Annotated in this window: 24 protein-coding genes and 1 riboswitch; of the genes, 1 reads left to right on the top strand and 23 read right to left on the bottom strand. The window is 49.7% G+C overall.

Translation table 11 applies throughout. The annotated features are described in order from the left end of the window. Window positions 1-28: 28 nt before the first annotated feature. From sufB to KNQ15_RS03555, 20 genes are all read right to left on the bottom strand, one after another. Window positions 29-1,426, bottom strand: coding sequence for a Fe-S cluster assembly protein SufB (sufB, locus tag KNQ15_RS03650; protein WP_023469154.1), 1,398 nt, complete (start codon window positions 1,424-1,426; stop codon window positions 29-31). A gap of 36 nt (window positions 1,427-1,462) precedes the next feature. Further along, on the bottom strand, window positions 1,463-1,897 hold the full coding sequence (gene sufU, locus KNQ15_RS03645) for a Fe-S cluster assembly sulfur transfer protein SufU (protein ID WP_023469155.1): 435 nt from the start codon (window positions 1,895-1,897) through the stop codon (window positions 1,463-1,465). Continuing rightward, the gene (locus tag KNQ15_RS03640) at window positions 1,887-3,110 is read right to left on the bottom strand and encodes a cysteine desulfurase (protein ID WP_029342428.1); all 1,224 of its coding nucleotides are present in this window, start codon (window positions 3,108-3,110) and stop codon (window positions 1,887-1,889) included. Before KNQ15_RS03640 ends, sufU begins: the two co-directional genes overlap by 11 nt. A 1-nt stretch (window position 3,111) precedes the next feature. Continuing rightward, window positions 3,112-4,389: a Fe-S cluster assembly protein SufD gene (sufD, locus tag KNQ15_RS03635; RefSeq protein WP_214727859.1), complete on the bottom strand. Its 1,278-nt coding sequence runs from the start codon at window positions 4,387-4,389 to the stop codon at window positions 3,112-3,114. 18 nt (window positions 4,390-4,407) lie between these two features. Beyond that, a complete protein-coding gene (gene sufC, locus KNQ15_RS03630; RefSeq protein ID WP_023469158.1) occupies window positions 4,408-5,193 on the bottom strand; it encodes a Fe-S cluster assembly ATPase SufC in 786 nt (261 codons plus the stop codon). A gap of 133 nt (window positions 5,194-5,326) precedes the next feature. Next, window positions 5,327-6,577 carry an MDR family MFS transporter gene (locus KNQ15_RS03625; RefSeq protein WP_214727836.1) on the bottom strand — a complete coding sequence of 417 codons (1,251 nt, stop codon included), beginning with the start codon at window positions 6,575-6,577 and terminating at the stop codon, window positions 5,327-5,329. 79 nt (window positions 6,578-6,656) lie between these two features. Next, window positions 6,657-7,490 (bottom strand): MetQ/NlpA family ABC transporter substrate-binding protein, encoded by an 834-nt coding sequence (locus tag KNQ15_RS03620; protein WP_214727834.1) that lies wholly within the window; start codon window positions 7,488-7,490, stop codon window positions 6,657-6,659. Window positions 7,491-7,522: 32 nt separating this feature from the next. Beyond that, window positions 7,523-8,188: a methionine ABC transporter permease gene (locus KNQ15_RS03615; RefSeq protein WP_214727833.1), complete on the bottom strand. Its 666-nt coding sequence runs from the start codon at window positions 8,186-8,188 to the stop codon at window positions 7,523-7,525. Beyond that, complete coding sequence (locus tag KNQ15_RS03610; protein ID WP_023469162.1) at window positions 8,185-9,207, bottom strand: methionine ABC transporter ATP-binding protein; 1,023 nt, start codon at window positions 9,205-9,207, stop codon at window positions 8,185-8,187. Before KNQ15_RS03610 ends, KNQ15_RS03615 begins: the two co-directional genes overlap by 4 nt. A gap of 78 nt (window positions 9,208-9,285) precedes the next feature. Further along, window positions 9,286-9,390, bottom strand: a riboswitch (SAM riboswitch). Between the two features lie 57 nt (window positions 9,391-9,447). Further along, the gene (locus KNQ15_RS03605; protein ID WP_214727831.1) at window positions 9,448-10,614 is read right to left on the bottom strand and encodes a bifunctional cystathionine gamma-lyase/homocysteine desulfhydrase; all 1,167 of its coding nucleotides are present in this window, start codon (window positions 10,612-10,614) and stop codon (window positions 9,448-9,450) included. Then, complete coding sequence (locus KNQ15_RS03600) at window positions 10,607-11,530, bottom strand: PLP-dependent cysteine synthase family protein (RefSeq protein ID WP_214727857.1); 924 nt, start codon at window positions 11,528-11,530, stop codon at window positions 10,607-10,609. The genes KNQ15_RS03605 and KNQ15_RS03600 overlap by 8 nt, the downstream gene beginning before the upstream one ends. After that, window positions 11,527-11,991: an S-ribosylhomocysteine lyase gene (locus tag KNQ15_RS03595; RefSeq protein WP_023469165.1), complete on the bottom strand. Its 465-nt coding sequence runs from the start codon at window positions 11,989-11,991 to the stop codon at window positions 11,527-11,529. Before KNQ15_RS03595 ends, KNQ15_RS03600 begins: the two co-directional genes overlap by 4 nt. 3 nt (window positions 11,992-11,994) lie before the next feature. After that, entirely contained in the window at window positions 11,995-12,633 is a 639-nt protein-coding gene (locus KNQ15_RS03590) for a class I SAM-dependent methyltransferase (protein ID WP_214727829.1), read from the bottom strand. Window positions 12,634-13,171: 538 nt separating this feature from the next. Further along, window positions 13,172-13,453, bottom strand: a complete 282-nt coding sequence (locus KNQ15_RS03585) for a thioredoxin family protein (RefSeq protein WP_023469167.1) — start codon at window positions 13,451-13,453, stop codon at window positions 13,172-13,174. 98 nt (window positions 13,454-13,551) lie between these two features. Continuing rightward, complete coding sequence (gene gcvH / locus KNQ15_RS03580) at window positions 13,552-13,935, bottom strand: glycine cleavage system protein GcvH (RefSeq protein ID WP_029342437.1); 384 nt, start codon at window positions 13,933-13,935, stop codon at window positions 13,552-13,554. 64 nt (window positions 13,936-13,999) lie between these two features. After that, complete coding sequence (locus KNQ15_RS03575; RefSeq protein ID WP_023469169.1) at window positions 14,000-14,362, bottom strand: arsenate reductase family protein; 363 nt, start codon at window positions 14,360-14,362, stop codon at window positions 14,000-14,002. A gap of 34 nt (window positions 14,363-14,396) precedes the next feature. Further along, window positions 14,397-14,849 (bottom strand): DinB family protein, encoded by a 453-nt coding sequence (locus tag KNQ15_RS03570; protein ID WP_047393402.1) that lies wholly within the window; start codon window positions 14,847-14,849, stop codon window positions 14,397-14,399. 75 nt (window positions 14,850-14,924) lie between these two features. Beyond that, on the bottom strand, window positions 14,925-16,709 hold the full coding sequence (locus tag KNQ15_RS03565; protein ID WP_214727827.1) for an acyl-CoA dehydrogenase family protein: 1,785 nt from the start codon (window positions 16,707-16,709) through the stop codon (window positions 14,925-14,927). Beyond that, window positions 16,706-17,896 carry an acetyl-CoA C-acetyltransferase gene (locus KNQ15_RS03560; protein ID WP_087681307.1) on the bottom strand — a complete coding sequence of 397 codons (1,191 nt, stop codon included), beginning with the start codon at window positions 17,894-17,896 and terminating at the stop codon, window positions 16,706-16,708. Before KNQ15_RS03560 ends, KNQ15_RS03565 begins: the two co-directional genes overlap by 4 nt. Before the next feature lie 17 nt (window positions 17,897-17,913). Beyond that, a complete protein-coding gene (locus KNQ15_RS03555) occupies window positions 17,914-20,331 on the bottom strand; it encodes a 3-hydroxyacyl-CoA dehydrogenase/enoyl-CoA hydratase family protein (protein ID WP_214727825.1) in 2,418 nt (805 codons plus the stop codon). A 183-nt stretch (window positions 20,332-20,514) separates the two neighbouring features. On the opposite strand from KNQ15_RS03555, the gene KNQ15_RS03550 reads away from it, so the two are divergent. Further along, the gene (locus KNQ15_RS03550; protein ID WP_214727823.1) at window positions 20,515-21,162 is read left to right on the top strand and encodes a class I SAM-dependent methyltransferase; all 648 of its coding nucleotides are present in this window, start codon (window positions 20,515-20,517) and stop codon (window positions 21,160-21,162) included. 722 nt (window positions 21,163-21,884) lie between these two features. Here KNQ15_RS03550 and KNQ15_RS03545 read toward each other — a convergent pair. The 3 genes from KNQ15_RS03545 to trhA all read right to left on the bottom strand — a co-directional run bounded on the left by KNQ15_RS03545 (window position 21,885) and on the right by trhA (window position 24,217). Further along, on the bottom strand, window positions 21,885-22,802 hold the full coding sequence (locus KNQ15_RS03545; protein ID WP_029342446.1) for a proline dehydrogenase family protein: 918 nt from the start codon (window positions 22,800-22,802) through the stop codon (window positions 21,885-21,887). Between the two features lie 84 nt (window positions 22,803-22,886). Next, on the bottom strand, window positions 22,887-23,561 hold the full coding sequence (locus KNQ15_RS03540) for a TVP38/TMEM64 family protein (protein WP_214727821.1): 675 nt from the start codon (window positions 23,559-23,561) through the stop codon (window positions 22,887-22,889). Beyond that, window positions 23,558-24,217, bottom strand: a complete 660-nt coding sequence (gene trhA, locus KNQ15_RS03535; RefSeq protein ID WP_214727855.1) for a PAQR family membrane homeostasis protein TrhA — start codon at window positions 24,215-24,217, stop codon at window positions 23,558-23,560. Before trhA ends, KNQ15_RS03540 begins: the two co-directional genes overlap by 4 nt. Between the last annotated feature and the right edge of the window lie 205 nt (window positions 24,218-24,422).

Genomic DNA, 24,422 nt, shown 5'->3' with positions numbered 1-24,422 from the left:
TCATCCGCAGATGAGAGAGTAAAACGAATTATCCGATTGAACCTTCCATCTCGAACTTGATGAGACGGTTCATTTCGACCGCATATTCCATTGGAAGTTCTTTTGTGAACGGCTCGATGAAGCCCATGACGATCATTTCCGTTGCTTCCTCTTGTGAGATCCCGCGGCTCATGAGGTAGAACAATTGCTCTTCCGAGACCTTCGAGACTTTCGCTTCGTGCTCGAGCGAAATGTTATCATTGAGGATTTCGTTGTACGGAATCGTATCCGACGTCGATTGGTTATCCATGATGAGCGTATCACATTCGATGTTCGAACGTGCACCTGTCGCTTTACGTCCAAAGTGAACGATACCGCGATACGTGACTTTACCACCGTGTTTTGAGATCGACTTCGAGACGATCGTCGACGATGTGTTCGGTGCTAAGTGAATCATCTTCGCACCCGCATCTTGGTGTTGACCTTTACCAGCGATTGCGATTGACAATGTCATACCACGTGAACCTTCACCTTTGAGGATGACGGCTGGGTATTTCATCGTCAGTTTCGAACCGATGTTACCATCGACCCATTCCATCGTTGCGCCAGCTTCACAGATCGCACGCTTCGTAACGAGGTTGTAGACGTTGTTCGCCCAGTTTTGGATTGTCGTGTAACGGCAGTAAGCGTTTTTGTTGATGAAGATCTCAACGACCGCTGAGTGAAGCGAGTTCGTCGTGTAGACCGGTGCTGTACATCCTTCGACGTAGTGAACCGATGCTTCGTCATCAACGATGATCAACGTCCGCTCGAATTGACCCATGTTTTCCGAGTTGATACGGAAGTAGGCTTGAAGCGGCGTGTCGACTTTGACGCCTTTTGGTACGTAGATGAACGATCCACCTGACCAGACCGCTGTGTTCAAGGCTGCGAACTTGTTGTCTGTTGGCGGGATTAATTTTCCGAAGTACTCACGGAAGATATCTTCGTTCTCTTTTAAGGCTGTATCTGTATCTTTGAAGACGACACCGATTTCTTCGAGATCTTCCTTCATGTTGTGGTAGACAACCTCTGACTCGTACTGAGCCGAGACACCTGCCAAGTATTTTTGCTCTGCTTCTGGAATACCGAGTTTGTCAAACGTACGTTTGATTTCTTCTGGTACTTCATCCCACGATTTCTCTGCTCGTTCAGACGGCTTGACGTAATACGTGATGTCGTCGAAGTTCAATTCTGAGAGATCGCCACCCCACGCTGGCATTGCTTGTTCGTTGAAGATCTTGAGTGATTTCAAACGGAAATCAAGCATCCATTGTGGTTCTTCCTTCATTTTCGAGATCGTTTCGACGACTTCAGTCGTCAAGCCACGTCCAGAACGGAAGATCGAGATATCGCGATCGTGGAAACCATATTTATAATCGCCAATTTCCGGCATGTTCTTTGCCATGTTCATTTCCTCCTCTTACTTGCTTGTGACCGAAGTTTACTTCCCTTCTTCTACGCCGCGTTCGAGCGCCTTCCAGGCAAGTGTCGCACATTTGATCCGTGCCGGGAATTTCGTGACACCCGAGAGTGCCTCGACGTCCCCGAGGTCGAACGATTCGTCGTCATAGTCTTTTCCTTGGACCATGTCCGAAAAGATATCCGCGAGTCGTAAGGCTTCTTCGATAGTCTTCCCTTTGACGAGTTGCGTCATCATTGAAGCAGACGCCATGCTGATCGAGCAGCCCTCCCCGTCAAATTTCGCATCACGGACGACATCGTCTTCAATCGCGAGCTGGAGACGAATCGTATCGCCACACGTCGGATTGTTCATGTCGATCGTGACGCCCCCCTCGATCGCACCGCGATTTCGGGGAGTTTTATAATGATCCATGATCACTTGACGATACAAGTGATCGAGATTGTTAAAATCCATGACTGAAATACTCCTTCGTTTGGCGAAGTCCTGTCACGAGTGCGTCAACCTCTTCTTTCGTGTTGTAGAGATAGAAGCTAGCGCGAGCCGTCGAGCTCGCTCCGAGCCAACGCATCAAGGGCTGTGCACAATGGTGACCGGCGCGAACCGCGATTCCTTGCATATCAAGGACGGTTGCGACGTCATGTGCATGGACATCACCGAGATTGAACGTGACGAGTCCAACGCGTTCTTCCGGACCGTAGATCGTGAGTCCGTCGATGTCACGCATTTGTGCCATCGCGTACTGCGCGAGTTCACGTTCGTGTGCTTCGACGTTCTCTAGACCAATCTCTTCTAAGAAATCAATCGCTGCTGATAAACCAACGGCACCAGCGATGATTGGTGTACCCGCTTCGAAACGATATGGAGACGGTTTGAACGTCGACTCTTCAAGACCAACGTAATCAATCATCTCACCACCGAATTCGACTGGTTCCATCGCATTGAGTAATGCCTTTTTCCCGTAAAGGACACCAACGCCTGTTGGACCACACATCTTATGTGCAGAGAAGGCGAGGAAGTCACAATCGAGATCCATGACATTGATCCGCTGATGCGGTGCACTTTGCGCAGCATCGACGACCATGACGGCACCGCGAGCGTGCGCAAGACGAGCGACTTCTTTGATCGGATTGATTGTACCGAGAACGTTCGAGACGTGTGCCATCGCGACGATCTTCGTCCGGTCAGACAGTTGTGCTTCGACCGCTTCGACCGTCACGCGACCATCCGCTGTCAAATCAACGTATTTTAACTTCGCTTTTTTGCGTTTAGCGACTTGTTGCCACGGAATGAGATTCGCATGGTGTTCGAGGTACGTGACGACGATCTCGTCGCCTTCTTCGACATGCTCCATGCCGTAGCTTGACGCGACGATGTTGATCGCCGTCGTCGTGCCGCGGGTAAAGATAATTTCTTCATGGTGTTGCGCCTGGATGAAACGACGAACGTTCTCACGCGCACCTTCGTACGCATCCGTCGCTCGTGTTCCGAGCGTATGGACGCCACGGTGCACATTCGAATGAATCGTCTTATAGTAGTCGTCAATCGCATTGATGACGACGAGCGGCTTCTGCGAAGAGGCCGCACTATCGAGATAGACGAGTTTCCGGTCGTTGACCTGTTGGTCGAGGATCGGAAACTGATTGCGGATGGATGCATCGATTCCCATATTAGTTTACTTTCCCTTCGATGACTTGAACGAGACGTTCTTTCACCGAGTCAATCGCAAGTTCCGAGACGACTGGCTGGAGGAATCCGTGAACGACGAGGCGTTCTGCTTCCTTCCGTGAAAGGCCACGGCTCATCAAGTAGTAGAGTTGTAGTTCATCGACACGACCGACAGATGCCGCGTGTCCTGCCATGACGTCATCCTCATCGATCAAGAGGATTGGGTTCGCATCACCACGTGCCTTTTCAGACAACATGAGGACACGTTCCGTTTGAACGCCGTTTGATTTCGAAGCGCCGTGATGGATCATCGACGTTCCGTTGAAGATCGATGTTGCTGCGTCTTTTTGGACACCGTGGATTAAGATGAAACCTTCTGATCCTTTGCCGAAATGGTCCGTACGGACGTTGAAGTTTTGTTTTTGCTCTCCACGACCGACCGTAACGGCTTTCGTATCTGAGAACGAATCGTTTCCGACGAGGTGTGTTTTTGTTTCTGTAACCGTGTGACCGTCATTCATGTGACCGAGTGCCCATTCGAGCTTCGCGCCTTGTTTGACGACACCGCGACGGTTCATATACGTGATGGCACCCTTAGATAGTGTATCTACACCACCAAAGAGAACTTTTGCGTTGTCTTCGACGAATACTTCTGTGACGACGTTGACGTTATGCGCTTCGTCACCGTAAGAGACGAAGTTTTCGATATACGTCAATTCGCTGTCAGCATCTGCGACGATGATTGCGTGATGGTAAAGGGCAGCGCCTGATTGCTCAAGCGTGTAGATTGCTTGCATCGGTACAGACAGCTTGACGCCTTTTGGTACATAAAGGAACGTACCGCTGTTACGAAGTGCTGCGTTTAATGCCGCAAGACGATCTTCGTTGACTTGAACACCTTCAGTCATGAAGTACTTCTCGACGAGTTCCGGGTGTTGTTTTAATGCGTCTTCGAGCGTCGTGAAGATGACGCCGTTCGCCGCTTCACTGTTTTGCGCGTGGACGAGTTGTCCGTTACGCGTGACGAGCATGTGATCACGGTTTTCGCCGATCAATGCTTCGATATCTGAAGAAAGACCAGTGACGGTTTCAAGTTCCGTCGTACCTTCTGTGAAGTTCCAGCCTTCGATCTTGATTTTTTCTACTTTTGGCAATGCGAGCGTTGGGGCAAGATCAAGCGCGTCTTGACGCTTTGCGACCATCCAAGATGGTTCCCCTAAGCGAGTCGCACGTTCTGCCACTGCCTCGCGATTTACTGCAAGATTCAGTTCTACAGTCATCATGCTTCCTCCCTCGTCTTACGCTTTTGTTTCGATTTCGACGTCTTCGATGCCGAGTTCTTTTTTAACCCAGTCATAACCTTCTGCTTCGAGACGGTGTGCGAGTTCTTTACCACCAGACATGACGATTTTTCCGCCCATCATGATGTGGATGAAGTCTGGCTCGATATAGTTCAAGAGACGTTGATAGTGCGTGATGATCAAGCAGCCGAATTCAGGTGAACGCATTTCGTTGACACCTTTTGCAACGACTTTCAATGCATCGATATCAAGACCTGAATCGATTTCATCAAGAATCGCGATCGCTGGTTTAAGCATCATCATTTGAAGAATTTCGTTACGTTTCTTTTCTCCACCAGAGAAACCTTCGTTGAGGTAACGGTGTGCCATTTCTGAAGGCATCTCGAGAAGACCCATTTGTGAATCGAGCTCACGGATGAACTTCATGAGTGAGATTTCATCGCCTTCTTCGCGGCGCGAGTTGATCGCTGAACGAAGGAAGTCGGAGTTCGTGACACCACTGATTTCGCTTGGGTACTGCATTGCGAGGAACATACCTGCTTGTGCGCGCTCATCGACTTCCATGTCGAGGACGTCTTCGCCGTCGAGTGTGACTGAACCAGATGTCACTTCGTACGATGGGTGACCCATCAATGCTGATGCGAGTGTTGATTTACCTGTCCCGTTTGGTCCCATGACCGCGTGGATTTCCCCGCCTTTGATTTCCAAGTTGACGCCTTTCAAGATTTCCTTGCCGTCGATCGCGACGTGTAGATCTTCAATCTTCAAGTGTGAAGCCTTCATGTTAGAATCCCTCCATCTATTCATTTCGTGACTGACGATTCAGAACACGAGCGTTACTAATTTAGTATCATTCTAATCTTAAAGAAACATGGCGTATTATTCAAGCGTCATCGCTCGCTGATTTTTCTCAAAATCATGCGTTTTGTTGAGAATCATTCGAAAGTTTCACCGGTTCCTCCAGTTCCTCGATCGTCGAACCCCGATGAATCCGTTGTGACAGTAAGAGTAGTGGTATTCCGAATAATGTCAAGCCCGCTAATATCCCGAAAATCGGTAACGGACGGTCCGCTCCATATAAACTTAACAAATGTCCTCCGGCGATCGGACCGATAGATTGCCCAATTGATGTTAAGCCCATCGCCCCGAAATAACTGCCCCGTAATTCCGGTTTGGCAAACCGATCGGTCAAGATGTCGGTCATCGTGAACATCATGACTTCCCCGCATGTGAAGATGAACATTGCGACGATCATCAACCAGATCGTGTTTGCATTCCCCATGACGAACAGTCCAATCGCAACAGTCGCAATCCCGGTCGTGATCGAGACGAGCGGTGACGTCTTCACACCAAACTTCATGATCGGATACTGCACGATCAAGACGGTGATCGCATTGATCGTGATCAAGATCGCATAGAGTGTCTTCCCGCCTTCAAGGAGTGACGTCTCCGTCAAGAACTGTGGCAAGGTCGAGTTGAACTGGCTGTAGCCGAAGACGCCGAAGATGATACCGGCGAGTGCCAGCGTAAAGGCGATATCCGTCCGCAACAGACGAACCGTCGCTCCGAACGACACCTTTTTCCCACCATGCGTCTCGGTAATCGGATGGCGTTTGAATAAGATACCGATCATCACCCCGTACACGATATAGACGAACGCCGTGATGTAAAACGTCGCGGACGTGTTCCCCGCACTCAGCAGTAAAGCGATTCCCGGTCCGATCGCTGCTGCGATGTTGATCATCGCGTAACGGATATTGAAGACGAATAATCGGTTTGCTTCGTCCGTCGTATCACTGATCAAGGCACGAGCGGATGGCTCGAAGATTGAGCGACAGACACCGTTCAAGGCACTGAGCGTAAAGAACGCCCAGAACGTCTCGACTTGTGCCAGCGCAATGAAGACGATCGCGAACCCAATCGTTCCGGCGAGCATCATCGCCCGGCGACCATACCGGTCCGACAATGTACCGCCGATGAAGCTCATGACGAGACTGGCGATCGCTGAGATACTGAGGACCCAGCCGACATCGACCGGATCGAATTTCAAAACGGTCGTCATGTAGATGGCGAAGAACGGCATCGTGATGAACGTTCCGAGACGCGAGAAAAACGTTCCAAACAAGACCCCGAGTGTCAACGGATGCAGTTGACGAATGCGTTGCATATGATTCCCCCTAACCCCTGTTTCAGACAAATGAAAAGCATCCTTCCATTATATAGGAAGGATGCCGGATTCGGTGAACTTATTTACTGACTGGAACGACTGCACCTTTGTACTTGTCGAGGATCCAATCTTGGTTTTTCTTCTCGTGCAGAACATCAAGAAGTGCTGTGACACGTTTGTCTTTTTCATCGCCGTCACGTGTAACGATGATGTTGACGTATGGTGACGACTCATCTTCTGAAGCGATTGCGTCTTTCAACGGGTTCAGACCGTTATCGATCGCATAGTTCGTGTTGATAAGAACGGCGTCGCCTTCATTGTTTTTGTAAGCTTGCGGAAGCAGCGATGCTTCGATGTTCGTCTTGAACTTGAGTTTCTTCGGGTTCTCCGCGATATCACCGAGTTGTGCATCTGTCGTTTTACCGTCTTTGAGCTTAATCAATCCTTCGTTTTGAAGGAATGTCAAGACACGACCGCGTTCCGCGACGTTTGAGCTCGTCAGAATCGTTGCACCGTTTGGCAACTTATCGAGTGACTTGTATTTCTTCGAGTAGATACCGAGTGGTTCAACATGGACGCCACCTGCGTTCGCGAACTTATACGATTTGTTTTCTTTCTCTTGTTGCTCAAGATACGGTACGTGCTGGAAGTAGTTCGCATCGATTTCTTTTGAAGCGAGCGCTTTGTTCGGAAGTACGTAATCTTGGAACTTCTTGATTTCAAGCTTGTAACCTTTTGCTTCATATTCTTTTTTAACGTGCTGAAGAATCTCAGCGTGCGGTACGTTTGAAGCACCGATGACAAGTGTTTTGTCGTCGCTGTCTGATCCTGATGATTTTTCGCCACATGCAGCAAGACTAATAGCTAAGACGGATACAGCAGCAGTACCTACGAATTTTTTCCAAGTTTTCATGAATGATTCCTCCAATATGATTAAGTTTCGAATTAACGTTTATCGATCGCACGGATCAGCAAATCACCAATGATTTGGATGACGAAGACGATCGCTAAGATTAAGAGTGTCGCAATGACGATGACATCGTTTTGAGAACGCTGGAATCCTTCGATAAAGGCCATGTCCCCAAGTCCACCTCCGCCGACTACTCCGGCCATTGCCGTATAACCGACAAGTGAGACGAGTGTGACCGTGATACCAGAAACGATGGCAGGCAACGCTTCCGGGATTAAGACTTTATAGATGATTTGGAACTTCGTCGCCCCCATCGATTCAGCTGCCTCGATGACACCTTTATCGACTTCACGTAACGCGAGTTCAACCATCCGACCGTAAAATGGTGCAGCACCGAAAATCAGTGCCGGTAATGCTGCCGTTGGTCCGAGGAACGAACCGACGATCGCTGTCGTAAATGGAATCAATAAGATCAGTAAGATGATGAACGGAATCGAACGGAAGACGTTGACGATCAAGCTCAACACTGAATAGAACGCCCGATTCTTGAACAATAACTCTTCGTTTGTCGCATACAATAGTAAACCAATGATCAAACCGAGAACGAATGTTGAAAACCCAGCGATTGCCGTCATATAGACGGTACTGCCTGTCGCTTCCCACACCATGTCCCAATCTAGGTTGTCAAAGAATGAAATCATCGGTGATCCACCTCCACTTCAACATCACTGGCTTGAAGCTTCGTGATGACCGCTTGTGTTGCTTCTGTTTCCCCGATCAACTGAATGAACAGTGTACCGAGTGCCCCTTCCTGTGATTGACCGACGTTTCCGCCGATGATGTTGAACAGGACCGGTGAATCCTTCATGACTTCCGCGAGGATCGGGCTTTCCGCTGTTGATCCGACGAACGTCAACTGAACGATTTTTCCGGTTGGGTACCGTTCGCGTAGTTTCGCGAACGTCAACTCGTTTTCCGAAGGCGACGTCAATTGTTTGACGAACTCCTTCGTCATCGCTTGCTTCGGATGACGGAAGACCTCTGCGACCGGTCCTTGCTCGACGATTTTACCGGCTTCCATGACGGCGACCCGGTGACAGATTTTTTGAATGACGTGCATCTCGTGTGTGATCAAGACGATCGTCAGTTTCAGTTTTTCATTGATGTCAACGAGTAACTCAAGGATTGAGTCCGTCGTCTTCGGATCGAGTGCACTTGTTGCCTCGTCACATAAGAGAACGTCCGGGTTCGATGCCAGTGCCCGAGCGATACCGACACGTTGTTTTTGACCACCCGATAATTGTGACGGATAGGCTTTTTCGCGTCCGTCCAAACCAACGAGTTGGATCAGTTCCGCTACCCGTTCCTTGCGGTGTGCTTTCGGGAAGCCACCGAGCTCGAGTGGGAACATGATGTTCTCTTCAACTGTTCGTGACCACAATAAGTTGAAATGTTGGAAGACCATCGAGACATTCTTACGGACGCCTCGTAATTCCTTTGGTTTTAGTGATGTCATCTCAACACCATCGATTTGGATCGAACCACTCGTTGGTGCTTCAAGCATATTCAGCAATCGGATCAAGGTCGATTTCCCTGCTCCGGAATAACCGATTATTCCAAAAATTTCACCGCGCTCGATTGTCAGATCGACATTCGCGACGGCTTCGACCGCTCCGCGCTTTGAGCGATAAATCTTTCCTACGTCTTGTAAACGAATCACAACTGTCCCTCCTAAAATAAAAAAAGTGCGCGCGTTTTAGAGCAAACGCGCGCACTTTTCAGTACACAAAACCATTTGCTCTCATCTCCCAGACTTTTGTCTGCTGGAATTAGCACCACTTCGGATTAGATCCGCGGTTGCCGGGTTTCATCGGGCCAGTCCCTCCACCACTCTCGATAAGAGTTTCGGTATTAAGTTTGTAGAATATATTCTGAATATTAGCAGGGGTTATTTTTGTTGTCAAACAGTTTTTTCAGAAACTTTTTCGAGGAACGTGAAAGCACGCGTTAAGTCTTCTTTCAAATCTTCCGCGTCTTCAAGTCCAACTGAAATCCGGACGAGACCGTCTGTGATGCCGAGTTCTGCCCGACGCTCTGCTGGGATCGACGCGTGCGTCATCCGTGCCGGAACGGAAATCAGACTCTCGACGGCACCAAGACTCTCAGCAAGTGTGAAGAAGTGTGTCGCCTCGACGAGTTTTTCTGCATTCGCTGCTGAACCAACATCAAAGCTGATCATCCCACCAAACCCAGTCGCTTGTTTCGCTTGGATGTCGTGACCAGGATGCGATGCAAGTCCCGGGTAGAAGATGTTTGAGACAATATCTTGCGCTTGTAGGAACGCAACGAGATCATGTGCTGTCTCTTCGATCGCATCCATCCGGATACCGAGTGTACGAAGACCACGGACGAGCAAGAAGCTGTCTTGCGGTCCAAGTACGCCGCCTGTCGAGTTTTGGATGAAGTGAAGCTCTTCGCCGAGCGCATCATCTTTGACGACGACAAGTCCAGCGACGACGTCCGAGTGTCCGCCGATGTATTTTGTTGCACTGTGCAAGACGATGTCTGCACCAAGCGCGAGTGGTTGTTGATGATATGGAGTCGCGAACGTGTTGTCGACGACGAGTTTAAGATCGTGACGTTTGGCAATCGTTGCGATGGCTGCGATGTCCGTTACTTTCAACAACGGGTTCGTCGGTGTTTCGACGTAGACGATCTTCGTGTTGTCTTGGATCGCTGCTTCCGTCGCTGCAAGGTCCGTCGTATCGACGAATGTCACTTGGATGTTGAACTTTGGTAAGACGCGTTGCATCAAGCGGAACGTACCACCGTAGACGTCATCCGTCATGACGATGTGGTCGCCAGACTCAAGCAAGTGGAAGACGGCATGGATCGCTGCCATCCCAGAACCGAAGGCAAAACCACGTGCGCCGCCCTCGAGATCCGCAATCAATCGTTCGATGCTCGTCCGTGTTGGGTTCGCTGTCCGTGAGTATTCGTATCCGTCCTTAAGTTGACCGATTTTATCCTGCTTGTATGTGCTTGTTTGATAGATCGGAGGTGTGACGGCTCCTGTTGCCCGGTCGACACCTGTTCCTCCATGAATCAATGCTGTCTTCTTACGCATGAGTTTCGTCCACCTTTTCAAAGATTTGTTGGCTTAAGTAGCGTTCGGCACTGTCTGCGAAGACGGTGACGATCGTACTGCCGGGGTGACGCTTCGCGATATCAAGCGCAGCAACGAGCGCTGCACCTGCTGAACTACCAACGAGTAATCCTTCGCGAGCAGCGAGTGTATGAACCGCGTCAAATGCATCGCGGTCAGAAATCGTATGAATCTCGTCGACGAGTTCACGCGGAACGAGACTTGGCCATTTCGCTGTTCCAATGCCTTCTGTCTTATGCGGACCGGCTGGACCACCATTTAAGACGGAGCCTTCCGGTTCGACGATCGCTGCTTTTGTACCGAGACGTTGTTTTAAGAAGTCCGCTGTTCCGGCGAACGTACCACCTGAACCACAACCGGCAACGAACCAGTCGATGTGCGGCAAGTCCGCAATCAGCTCAGGACCGAGTGTCCGCTGATACGTGACTGGGTTCTCTTCGTTTTCGAATTGTAACGGAACGTAACTGTTCGGAATTTCCTGACCGAGTTCTTTTGCCCGGTCGATAGCCCCTTGCATATCGAGTTCAGTCGGCGTGTTGACGACGGTTGCGCCGAGTGCCCGCATCAACGTCTGTTTTTCCTGACTGAATTTTTCCGGAACGACACAGATGACTTGAAGATTGTATTTTTTAGCGGCGAGCGCCAAGCCGATGCCGGTATTCCCGGCTGTCGGCTCAATGATCGTACCGCCTGGTGTCACATGTCCGTTTTCGATTGCTGCATCAACGAGTTGAATGCCAAGGCGGTCTTTGACGCTGCCCCCAGGGTTCATCCATTCGAGCTTCGCCAAAATGCGCGTACCAGCAGGCAAATCGAATGAAGTGATCTCGTAGAGTGGTGTGTTTCCGACGAGGTCGCGGACGTTGTTCGCGATCATCCGAAGACGATGTCCCATTCATCACGACCGGCAAGCATTTTCTCGGCATAGTGCTTCGCTCCTTTGAGGTCATGTGCGCTCGCAAATCCACATTGGACTTCGTTTTGCGCTGGAATCTCCTCTGCTGCGAGGACGTCTTTCAACGTCTTCTCAACGAGTTCGCTCATTTTTTCGACCGAGTCAAAGTTCATCATCGCCATGTAGAAACCTGTTTGGCATCCCATCGGCGAGACATCGATGACATCATCCGAGTAGTTGCGGATGTTCTCAGCAAGTAAGTGCTCGAGTGTGTGCATCGCACGCATCGGCATTTGCTCAACGTTTGGTTGCGTGAAACGGATATCGTATTTGACGACTTGGTCGACTTTACCTTCTTTATAACCCGCGACGCGGATATAGGGTGCTTTGACTTTCGTATGATCCAGGTTAAAGCTTTCGACGTTCATTTTTTGAAGTGCCATGATTTATTCCCCCATTTTCTCGGCTTCTACGAGCCAGACGAAGTGATTGTATTGTATAAATTTAACAGTGAACCCGCGTGATGTAAACAATTCTTCCATGACTGGAATCAACGGGTAGAATTCGCGTTCGAGATCTTCCACTAACGCGTCGAACCCTTGAGCACGTGCTTCACGGATCGTTTGCTGGCGTGCTTCTTCTGAGACGAACATCGTATCCGCGTAGACGATTTTTCCGTCTGCCGGTAAATGTGATGCCATCAGTTCGATTGCTTCTCCCTTTTCCTCATCTGTTAGATGATGAAACGCATACGTCGAAACGAAACTGCGTGCTTCCTTCGCTTCGAACGAGAGGAAGTGACCATCTTGTACAGCAAGCGACGGAATCTTTTCCGTCAGGATTGCCCGCATCTCCGGACTTGGTTCGACGGCGAGTACGGAGTCGTGACGTGCCAGAAGACGTTGTGTCAGGTTCCCTGTGCCTGCTCCGAATTCAATGACCGGCGACTGCGCTTTATCCGCTACTGTATTCAAAATCTCATCGTATCGACGAAAAACCTCTTTATACTCCGGATCATGTCCGGTTACTGTCTCGTCATACGTCGATGCCCATTCTGTGAAAACATCCATAAAACGTACTGTCATGCCTTGTCGTCCTCCATCTCACCAGTTAATTCCGAGTAATCGGATATGAATTAAAGTAATTTTCCATATTCGCATTGTAGCAAGGAGATTCTATCCTGGCAAGCGACCGGCTCAAAAAACTTCCAGAAAACAAAAAAAGGCGTTGCCGGCGAACCGACAACACGAATAATGTGGTTAGAAATGCTACGAAGGAAAACCCAGCTCCATTCGGAATTGTTCGCTCTTCCGCGTGGAGGACGGCGCCTGTTCGACATGATCGCCAGCTTACGTTCACTTCCTGATCGGTCCTTTCGATCCACCACCCGTTCATTGCACCGCTTCGTCTTTGGGGGACGACTTAAGGGGGAACAATACACCGGCTTAGGATGGGAGAAAGGGTTCAGGACTTGAATCGTATTGAACAATCATCTCTGCTAGACTTCCTATAATGCATTTCTAGAAGTTGTTATGAATATACCATTCATATTTCTGCGTTGTCAACGGATTATTGTAAATATTTCGACAATTTAACAAAAAGAAAAATCCAGTCGGACTTTTCTTACCGTTCTTGACAGAAAGCAAAGACGTTTTGAACGGACTGGAAAGCATAAAGTCGCTCTACGACTTGGTTTTCTTCAATTCGCAACAACGCAGGAACACTCATGACACGGGCTTCTTCTAAGAAATCCGGAATGAAATTCCCGTTCGCCTTCTGAATCGATTGACCTGATTCCGTCGCTTCGACGATATCGAGCATACGTTCCGCAATGGCGCATGTCCCGCACATCGGTGCATAGACATACAATAGCCCGTTTTCTGGGACGGTCGTGACCTCTTGCATGACGGTCGCTCCTTTCTTCGTGGTATCTGTCGTCAGTATACAAAAAAAAGAGAGCGGACGAAACGCAAGCGCCTCGTTCACTCTCTTTTCGTTAAGTATTACTCGTTGATCATCGATTTGTACGCTGCAGCGTCCATCAATGCCTCGACTTGTGAAGCATCTTCGATTTCGATGTCGACCATCCAAGCGCCTTCGAATGGTGACTCGTTGACGAGTTCTGGGGAATCCGAAAGGTTTTCGTTGATGGCAACGACTTTACCAGAGATCGGTGCGTATAATTCCGAGACTGTCTTGACCGACTCGACTGAACCGAATGGCTCGTTTGCTGAGATCGTATCCCCGACTTCAGGCAATTCGACGAAGACGATATCCCCGAGTTCGTGTTGCGCGAAATCCGTGATTCCGATGCGCGCCTTGTTTCCTGATACTTCGACCCATTCATGTTCTTCCGAATAGCGTAAGTTGTCTTTTACTTGACTCATTTCCGATTCCCCCTGTGGACTAATTTGGACTAACGTGTTCAGTATACCAAAATCGACTCTGAACTTAATACCATTTTCCTTGATACATTTCTTCCTTGAAACCGATCGTAACGTCTTTCCCGTCTGTGACGATTGGACGCTTCAGCAACATGCCGTCACTTGCGAGCAACTTGTATTGCTCGTCTTCCGATAACTCTGGAAGTTTATCCTTGATTCCTTGCGAACGGTACGATTGACCACTCGTGTTGAAGAATTTCTTCAACGGCTCTCCACTTTTTTGATGGAGTTCCTGGATCGTCGTTGCAGATGGTGTCTCCTCGACGATATGTTTGTAGTCCACTTCGACACCGTGCTGTTCGAGTGCTTTTTTCGCTTTGACACACGTACTACATTTCGGGTAGCCGTACATCGTGACTGTTTTTGTCATGTTCATCACCTCACCTTAAAGAGTAGCAGATGGATCACTTCTGCTTCAAGCGTGCGAGCGCCCCGTCAATCTGATCTTGGTGATGGGCGTCATGGGCAACGAACGACTCGACGAATGTAAGTGGTCGGAAATCCTCATAGGTTGCTTCAAACTGCTCGTCAGACAGACGGTCAAGGTGATTGACGATGTCACGCCGGACACTGATCGCTTTTTTCAACAAAGCAAGCGGATCGATATGATGCGCATATTCGACCGCCAGTCGATTGAACTGATCAAAATCCGTCTCGACGAGTGTCAACGGTTCGTCCGGTAATTTCGAGATGGCATGATCGTAATAAAACCGGTCCCATAAATACAGATGACTGACGCACTCAAGGACGGTCCACTTGTTAAGGGCGAGCGGCAGATCCCACTCTTCCGGCGTCAAACGTTCAAGGGATTGATAGTAGGCAATCGCAAATTGCAGTTCAACCAATTCTTGGCGCATCTCGTTTTCCTCCTCCAACCAAAAACTTCGCCTTTACAGAGATTTTCCCTGCAAAGGCGAAGCGGTAAACCTGACTTAGACCGTATATTTGTTTGACTCGATGAGGCGTTTCGCGATGTCACGTTTCGTACCGATGACGTTGATTGGCTGATAACGGCTGAATTTTTTCAGCGCTGAGAGCAACATCCGGAGTTCGTCGCCACTCGCTGCCGCGTAGAGTGTCTCTTTCGCGTCACGCTCGACAGCTTCGAACGCTTGTTGCGCGAAGACTTCCGTGTAACGGACTTTCAGTTCGCTCTTCTCGATCCCTTTGTCGGCAATCGCTTTGTCCGTCCGAACGATTGCTGACTCCAGCGCATAAATCGCACTCATGATGTCGGCTGTGTTCGCTAAGATTTCTTGCTCACCTTGGAGTTTGTCCTGGTATTTCTGGACCGCTGTTCCGGCAGTCAACAAGAAGATTTTCTTCATCATCGCGAGTAAGTGGCGTTCGCGATCAAGTGGTGCTGTTCCGATTTCTGTCGGCATGAAGCTCATCACTTCTTGTTGCAGACGCTGTGCTTCCGCAAGCAACGGCAACTCGCCTTTCATCGCCTTCTTCAGCAATGTCCCAGGCACCAGGAGACGGTTGATCTCGTTCGTTCCTTCGAAGATTCGGTTGATCCGCGAATCGCGGTACATGTTCTCGACTTCATATTCTGCCATGAAGCCATAACCACCGTGAATCTGGACCGCTTCATCGATGACGTAATCAAATGTTTCCGAAGCAAAGACTTTGTTCATCGAGCACTCGATCGCGTACTCCGCGATTGCATCGGCGATTTTCTTACCGTCCTTGCTCTCTTCTTCAGACAACTGATCGAGACTGTCTTGGAACAGACCACCCGTCCGGTAGACCGAACTCTCCATCGCATACGTCTGTGCTGCCATCGTCGCGAGTTTTTCTTGAATCAATGGGAACGAGCTGATTGGTGTCTTGAACTGTTTCCGTTCGTTCGAGTACTGGACTGCGAGATCGATCGCCCGTTTTGACGAACCGACAGCACCGACAGCTAATTTGTAACGACCGACGTTCAAGATGTTGAAAGCGATGACGTGACCGCGTCCGATCTCACCAAGGACGTTATCGACTGGTACTTCTGCATCTTGTAAGATCAACGTCCGTGTCGATGATCCTTTGATTCCCATCTTCTGTTCCTCGACGCCTGTCGAGACGCCTGGATACGATCCTTCGACGAGGAAGGCTGTGAACTTGTCACCGTCGATTTTTGCGTAGACGACGAACAAGCTTGCGAAACCAGCGTTCGTGATCCATTGTTTTTCACCGTTCAAGATGTAGTGCGTACCAGCTTCGTTCAAGACAGCCGTCGTTTTGGCACCAAGAGCATCCGAACCAGAGCCTGGTTCCGTTAACGCGTACGAAGCGATCCACTCCCCTGAAGCGAGCTTCGGCAAGTATTTATGCTTTTGCTCTTCGTTTCCGAAGAAGACGATTGGCAACGAACCGATTCCGACGTGTGCGCCGTAGCTGAGGGCGAATGAACGACCACGTGCGAACTTCTCCGTGATGATCGAAGACGAAATCTTATCCATCTGATAACCGCCGTATGCTTCCGGAACGTCTGCTCCGAGTAGACCAAGCTCGCCTGCTTCGCGGAGGAGACCGACGGACAATTCGAACTCATGTTTTTCGATCCGGTCAAGAACTGGAACGACACGATCTTCAACGAACTTCGCTGTCATGTCACCGACCATTTTGTGTTCTTCCGAGAAATCCTCTGGTGTGAAGAGACGTTCTGGTACTAACTCATCTAATACGAAACTGCCACCTTTGATTAATTCGTTTGTCGTTTGGCTCATTGTCCTGTTCCTCCTTCAACTAGTTCGAATACACCTGCTGCGCCCATTCCGCCACCGATACACATCGAGACGACACCATACTGGACATTCCGGCGTTTCATTTCATGCAAGAGCGTCAATGTGAGTTTTGTTCCTGTACAACCGAGTGGGTGACCGAGGGCGATCGCTCCACCATTAACGTTGACGATGTCTTCGTTTAATCCAAGTTCGCGGATGACACCGAGTGACTGCGAAGCGAACGCTTCGTTCAACTCGATCAACCCGACGTCCTCAAGCGTGATACCTGCGAGGTCAAGTGCCTTCGGAATCGCGACGACTGGTCCGATCCCCATCACTTCCGGACGGACACCACCGACCGCGAACGATTTGAACTTACCGAGAATCGGTAACCCTTGCCGTTCTGCTTCTTCTCGTTCCATGACGAGGACGGCAGCGGCACCGTCTGACGTCTGCGAAGAGTTCCCTGCCGTGACGCTACCGCCAAGACGGAACGCTGGGCGAAGTTTCGCGAGACCTTCCGGTGACGAATCCGGACGAACACCTTCATCGTGCTCGACGACGAATGTCTTCTCTTCGATTTTCAGTTCATCGTTGACGAATTGTTCCGTCACCGTTACCGGGACGATCTCGTCAGCAAACTTACCCGCCGCGATGGCTGCTGCTGCTTTTTGGTGACTCTTCAGGGCAAAGGCATCTTGATCTTCCCGTGAGACATTATAGGTTGCAGCGACTTGCTCTGCTGTATGCCCCATGCTCATGTAGTACTCTGGTGCCGTGTCGACGATCGACGGATTAGGTCGGACGACGTGACCCGGCATCGGAACTTGACTCATCGATTCAAGTCCACCAGCGACGACCGCAGTTGCTTGCCCTGTCATGATCTTCATCGCCGCGTCAGCGATCGATTGTAGTCCACTTGAGCAATACCGGTTGATTGTGATCGCCGGTACCTCATGTGATAATCCACCGAGGACGGAAGCGTAGCGGGCGATGTTCATCCCTTGCTCTGCTTCCGGTAAGGCACATCCGAGGATGACGTCATCAACCGCTCCCGTATAACCGGACCGTTTCAACGTTTCCTGGATGGCGATGCCTGCTAATTCATCCGAGCGCATCGACTTGAATGCGCCCTTTTTTGCTTTTCCGACCGGTGTCCGTGCACCGGCGACGATTACTGCTTCCTTCATCCGAATCCCCCCAGTCCTCAGTTACGAAGCGGCTTGCCTTTGACGAGCATGTGCTGCATCCGTTGTTGTGTCTTCAACTCACCGATTAGGCTCAAGAATGCTTCCCGTTCGATGTCGAGCATATATTGTTCATCGACGTGGCTACCGAAGGCGACGTTTCCGCCGGCGATGACGTGTGCGAGTTTACTTGCGATTTTCAAATCGTGTTCCGAGATATAACCACCGTAGAACATTTCGCGTGTTGCGAGTTCAAGCGTCGCTTTCCCAGCACGACCGACGACTGGAATCTTCGCTTTTGCTGGTGCCGTGTAGCCAGTCCGGTCGAGGTCAAGAACGAGTTGTTTCGCATCATACGTCAAGTGATCCCGGTTCATCGAGATTTGATCAACGGAGCGGACATATCCGAGTTCGCGTGCTTCAAAGGCTGATTTTGAGACTTTTGCCATCGCGACGTTCTCGAACGTTTTTTGCGCCGCTTTCTCGATATTAACGAGTCCGTCCGGTGTGTTTTCTAGCAGTCGACGGTACGTGTTGACGTTTCCGCCACCTCCCGGAATCAGACCGACACCGACTTCGACGAGACCCATGTACGTTTCAAGTCCGGCTTGCAGACGAGCTGCCGGAAGCGAGATCTCCGTACCGCCACCGAGCGTCATTCCTTGCGGTGCAACAACGATTGGACGCGATGCGTAGCGAATCTTTTGAATCGATTGTTGGAACTTGTTGATGATCCAGTCGAGCTCGAACCAGTTCTCATCTTCCGCTTCCATCAGCATCATCGCTAGGTTCGCACCGACACAGAAGTTCTTGCCATCGTTCGCGATGACGAGACCACGGTGGTTTTTCTCAACGAGATCGACCGACTGTTCGATCATCTGCATGATGTCGACACCGATCGCATTGCTCTTCGATGTGAACTCGAGGACTGCGACGTCGTCGCCGATATCAAGCAAGCGCGCCCCGTTGTTCTCTAGTAAAACACCGTTTGACTTCCGGACGTCGCGGAGGCGGATTTCCTTCGGATTGACCGTTGCTCCGACGTAGTCTTGTGTCGTTGCGTCATAATGACGACCGGACGCATCATAGAAACTCGTCTTTCCTGCTGCGAGCATCTCATCCACCCATGCCGGTACTGCGTAACCGTCTTGTTTCATCTTCGCGACCGTTTTCTCGACGCCGAGTGCGTCCCATGTCTCGAACGGTCCCATCTTCCAACCGAAGCCCCATTTCATTGCTTCGTCGATCGCTTTGATATCGTCTGCGATCTCTCCAGTCAGCTGAGCCGAGTAGAGCAATGTTTTCGCGTGGATCGGCCAGAGTAAGGCGCCGACACGATCTTGCGCGAAGACGACGGCTTTCAGTTTGTTTTTTGCGCCCGGAAGTGCTTTGGCTTGCCCGATCGACGGTTCAGTAAGCGCTTTCTTTTCAACGTACTCGAATGTTTCGAGATCGAGTTCAAGGATCTGTTTTCCGACTTTCTTATAGAAGCCTTGACCCGTCTTCGCACCGAGTGCACCTTGTTCGACAAGGCGACGCATCTCAGACGGAACCGCGAACGTCTCCTTCTCTTCGCCTTCTGGCAACAAGTCATAGACGTTGTTTGCGACATGGACGAACGTGTCAATGCCGACGACGTCGAGTGTCCGGAACGTCGCTGACCCTGGGCGACCAAGGAGTGGACCTGTGACCGAATCGACCTCCCCGATCGAATAGCCACCTTTTTTCATCTCATCCATCGTCACGAGGAGACCGTATGTCCCGATTCGGTTGCCGATGAAGTTCGGTGTGTCCTTCGCAATGACGACACCTTTCCCGAGTCGTTCCTCTGCAAATTGTTTCATGAAGTCAACGACACTCGGATCCGTGTCTGACGTCGGAATCAACTCAAGCAACTTCAGATAACGTGGTGGGTTAAAGAAGTGTGTTCCGAGGAAACGACGATTGAACGATTCCGAGCGCCCTTCGCGCATCGCTTCGATCGAGATGCCTGATGTGTTCGAACTGACGATCGCGTCTTCTCGAATGAATGGTTCGATCGTTTTAAACAATTGCTGTTTGACGTCGAGTCGTTCGACGACGACTTCAACGATCCAGTCTGCTTCCTTCAGACGTTCTAAGTCGTCTTCTAAGTTTCCGACCTCGATGAAGTCGATCAATTTCTTCGACGCGAGTGGTGCTGGGTTTTGTTTCAAGAGTTTTTCGCGGTTATCGCGCGCGATGCGGGAACGGACGCGCGGATCACTCAGCGTCAAGCCCTGCTTCTCTTCTTGTGCCGTAAGTTCTTTTGGTACGATATCAAGCATCAATGTCCGTATGCCAGCATTCGCAAGATGTGCCGCGATGCCCGCACCCATCACCCCTGAACCGATGATGACGGCGAATTGGATGTGTTTCGTCAACTGGATTGTGGTCGGCTGACCGATTTGACTCGCCATGATATACCCCCTGATTTTAAATTGAATGAACAACCATTCATTATACTGACAAAAAAAGAAGCCGAACGACTTTGGTGTGCTTCTTCTACATCTTCATCATAAATGAATAATGATTCAGTAGCAATAAAAAATCAGTCAATGGACAAATTTTCCTGTTAGACTGATAAAAAGGAGTGGATGCAAATGAGTCAAACCGAGCATGTATGGAATCAAAAAGCCGCTGACTGGGCGGATCGCGCTGACGATATGTGGACGAACGGCAGTCGGAAAACCATTTTGCCGTTCTTACGAAAAACGATCACCGGTGGTCGTTTGCTTGATCTCGGTTGCGGTGATGGCGCAGCCTGTCGCTTGCTGACACCGGACTTTCAGACAGTCGGACTTGATGTCTCAGACGAGATGATCCGGATTGCCCGTGAGAAGTCACCCGAGCAGACGTTCATCGTTGGAACGGGTGAAGCATTGCCGTTCGCCGATCATGCGTTTGATGTCATCCTTGCCGTCAACTCACTCGAATGGTCGACACGTCCCGTTCAAGTGCTGCAAGAAATCGAACGCGTCGCCCCACTTGTCGTCATCAGTCTACTCGGTCCGACAGCCGCTCCGCGTCAACTTGCTTATCGTCGTCTCTACGGTGAGGAAGTCGCGATGGGAAATACGATGATGCCGTGGGAACTGTTGCAATTAGCGAAAGAACGTGGCTGGATGTTACTCGATGAAGCGGTCATCCAAAAGGAAGGTGCCGTCATGACGGGGCACCGCTTACTTGATCAAGCACATTCTTTCTCATGTTTATTTGCTTTTCAGACGACAGCTGTGAGGGAGAGATAAAAATGTCACACAGTACCTTTTATACGTCTATATTAATAGCTTTATGTATTGTTTTTTTATTTTACATTGATGCTCTCGATGTTCTAGAAAGATGGCAATTCTTCCTACTCTTTATTGGTCTCTTATTCTGTATACAGGCATTGGGGGACCGTTTATTTCGACGTTATCGGGAGAAACGTTTCCAACCACAAACTACTGTCTTCTTAATGATTGGTTTATTTGCTGGGATGGTGTTTCTAGGTAATATCATTTGGCCATGATGCGAAATGATCGATGTAACGCACTATTCACCTCACTGTCTTCTCACCCGCTTTCCCCAGGCGAGACACAAGCCAGTCTTCCTCATCCCTCGGATGACGAATCCGGGTCTTGTTTGTCTCTGACAGCGCGATAAAACGTCGCGCTTTTTCCTGTAGGAGTCGGGTGAAGACATGTGAGGAGGGTGAACGTATTCAATACTAAAAGCGATCGATTTCCGTCAATGGAATCGATCGCTTTTAAGTTTAGTTCATTTAGGACGAACCGGGCATCTTCGACTCCTAAAGGAAAAGGAAGCATGAACCATGCTTCCGTCAGGGAATAGGAAGACCCGGCAAATCACATGGAATGTGAGATGCCGCGGCTTACTTCCCGCCTGAGGAAAGCGAAGATGCTGGGAACGTCCGGTATACTATGCATTCTGCATACAAAAAAGACGATGCAGCGTGCATCGCCTTCTCCACTTATCCTTTGACCATTCCCTTAAGAACGAAGGCAACGTTTGCCGGTCGTTCTGCTAAGCGGCGCATGAAGTAACCGTACCAGTCACGTCCATAAGGGACGTAGACACGGACTTTATAGCCTTGTTTGACGAGTTCGAGTTGACGCTCGACCCGGATACCGAATAACATCTGGAATTCGAACTGGTCTTTTTCAATCCCGTTTTCTTTAGCGTAACGGATAACTTGCTCAATCATCGCATCGTCATGCGTTGCGACGGCAGCATAGTTTCCGAGTGATAATTGTAATTTCACGAGCTTGATGTAATTGTGGTCGACGTCTTCTTTTTCTGGGAACGCCACCGTTGCCGGCTCTTTGTATGCTCCTTTGACGATTCGGAGATTCGTTTCGAAACGTCCGACACGTTTGATATCATCTTCCGACCGGTAGAGGTACGACTGGATGACCGTTCCGATGTTATCGAAAGATTGGCGCAATTCTTCAAACAATTGAATCGTCTTTTCACAACGTGGCTCATCTTCCATGTCGATCGTGACGAAGACACCAAGTTCTTTCGCTCGTGTTAAGATCCGTTCCATGTTCGAGCGGATCAAGTCGTCCGAAATATCGAGTCCGAGTGATGTCAGTTTCAACGAGAGTTGCGAGTCTAATTTTTCTTCCGCAATCATCTCAACCGCACGAATACATTCTTGTGTCATCATCTCTGCTTCAGCCACCGTCGAGATGAACTCCCCTAAATGGTCCATCGTGACGCATAACCCTTTTGCGTTCAATTCCTGGATCGCCCGTTTCGATGCTTCCAATGAATCCCCTGCCACGAAGCGACTTGCTCCGAATTTAAGCCCGTATCGCTTGGCGAGACCGTTCAATGTCTTGTTTTGCGATAAGAAGATAAAACCATCCCGTAGTACTTTTTCCATCACTCATGATTCCCCCTAAATAAATGCTAGGCTGTTTTACCGTATCGGTTCACATCTCTGCATTCATATTATGCCATAAAGCGCTTACATACGCTCTTTATTTCGTTTATTTTTGAGAATCCGTTGAGCAACAAGTCCTATAGCAAAGAATAGGACGTACAGCCCGATGGCAACGAAGAATTGCCAGGAAAACGGATCACGAAGGCTTGAGCCGATATTGTTGTAAACGAACGCACCGGGGATGATCCCGATGTAGTTGGCGATCGCGAACTGTTTAAAGCGAATTTTCGATAATCCGGACGCGTAGCTGATCGCGTCAAACGGGAATAGCGGAATCAACCGGACGACGAGCACGACGAGGAAACCGTTCGTCGCAATCCGTTCGTCAAGCACGTTCAGCTTCCCTTTGCCAATCAACTTCTCGACCCCACGGCGACCGAGCAACCGGGCGATCCAAAAGCTGAGCAAACCGCCGGTACCAGCACCAATGACGTCGAGTAATGTCCCGAGCCACGGACCATACGTATAGCCGCCGAACAACGTCAGTAAACTAGCGGGGAAAAAGACGAGTGGTCGAATGGTGTAGGCGAGCACGTAAAGCAACATCCCGGTCAGACCTTGATCCCGTACCCAGTCCGATAATGCTTGAATGTCGAATTGCTCCAGCATTCCAGACATCCGGAAGTACAGGAGCAACCCAAGACCAAACATAAAATACAGCGTAAGCGGGAGCCAGTCCCGGAGCCGTAATTTCTTCATGACATCGTCGCCGGAGCAACGTAATAGAAAATCGATAGGAAGATCAAGACACTGCCAGCAAGGACGAACAGATGCCAAATCGCGTGGTTATACGGCAAGCGTGCCCAAACGTAGAAGATGACGCCGAGGGAGTACGCGAGTCCACCACCGAGAAGGAGTAAGAAACCTTGTAACCCGAGTGCTTCATAAATCGGCTTGATCGCAAATAGACAACACCAGCCGAGAATCAGATAAGACGCATTCGAAATCCAGACGTATTTACCGGTTGAATAGAGCTTCCAGATGATGCCAAGCGTCCCAACACCCCAGACGATCCCAAGTAACGTCCAACCGAGCGGACCACGGAGTGTGATCAAAGCGAACGGTGTATAACTACCGGCAATCAACAGATAGATACCGGCGTGATCTAAAATTTGCAAGACCTTATTCGCCCGTGTATGCATCAGCGAGTGCATCAAGGTCGAGAACAGGTAGAGCAGAATCATCGTCGCCCCAAAGATACTGACGGCGGTGACGTTCCAAGCGCTCCCAGACTTCGTCGCCTGCAGGATCAACAGCACGAGCGCAACGATACTGAAAATGACACCCAATCCGTGTGTAATGGCACTGGCGATTTCCTCTTTCAAGGAATCACCTTTTGCGAGCAGCTCTTCGATCGTTTCCTTGGATTGTTCCTTGATCGTTTGCTTGATTTCTTTTTTCGTAACCAATCGAACACCTACTTTCTAAAAACAAAGGACTATGCTTTTGATTATACGCCCTCATGCGACAGCGTGCCTATCGAAACATTCTGTCGATTTGATGACAACTGTCATCTGTTTGTCTTTTCCCGCTCATACAAAAATCCACACCGCCTAAGCG

The organism is Exiguobacterium sp. s168 (assembly GCF_018619035.1).
Lineage (GTDB): Bacteria > Bacillota > Bacilli > Exiguobacteriales > Exiguobacteriaceae > Exiguobacterium_A > Exiguobacterium_A acetylicum.
This window is presented reverse-complemented; position numbering and strand designations above follow the sequence as displayed.